General features: G+C 45.9%; 3 tRNA genes. All 3 read left to right on the top strand.

The features are described 5' to 3' along the window. Nucleotides 1–51 precede the first annotated feature (51 nt). The 3 genes from ACZYRN_RS19240 to ACZYRN_RS19250 all read left to right on the top strand — a co-directional run bounded on the left by ACZYRN_RS19240 (nt 52) and on the right by ACZYRN_RS19250 (nt 301). Nucleotides 52–126 (top strand) — tRNA-Gly (locus ACZYRN_RS19240). 18 nt (nt 127–144) lie between these two features. Then, nucleotides 145–221, top strand: a tRNA-Arg gene (locus ACZYRN_RS19245). 4 nt (nt 222–225) lie between these two features. After that, a tRNA-Ala gene (locus ACZYRN_RS19250) sits at nt 226–301 on the top strand. The last annotated feature ends 180 nt before the right edge of the window (nt 302–481 follow it).

The following is a 481-nucleotide window of genomic DNA, read 5'->3' on the forward strand; positions in this document are numbered from 1 at the left end:
AGGATCTGGCGCCGCAAGGCGTGGGGGTTCAAGTCCCTTCACCCGCACTTTGCGGAAGTAGTTCAGTGGTAGAACATCACCTTGCCAAGGTGGGGGTCGCGGGTTCGAATCCCGTCTTCCGCTCCAAATAATTTAATTGTATTAGCGCCCGTAGCTCAATTGGATAGAGTATTTGACTACGAATCAAAAGGTTAGAGGTTCGAGTCCTCTCGGGCGCGCCATTGAGGGGCCTTAGCTCAGCTGGGAGAGCGCCTGCTTTGCACGCAGGAGGTCAGCGGTTCGATCCCGCTAGGCTCCACCAAATTTATTGTTGACATCTTGTAAATAGGGTGTTAAGATAATATTTGTCTTGAAAAATTGAACATTGAAAACTGAACAAAATCAATAAAAACGTCAACGTTTTAGTTTTAAATCTTATCTGGCAGATGCTCGTCATCTGCAGATAAACAAATGAGCAAGTCAAACACTTTTTGGAGAGTTT

This window comes from Domibacillus sp. F004 (assembly GCF_057814295.1).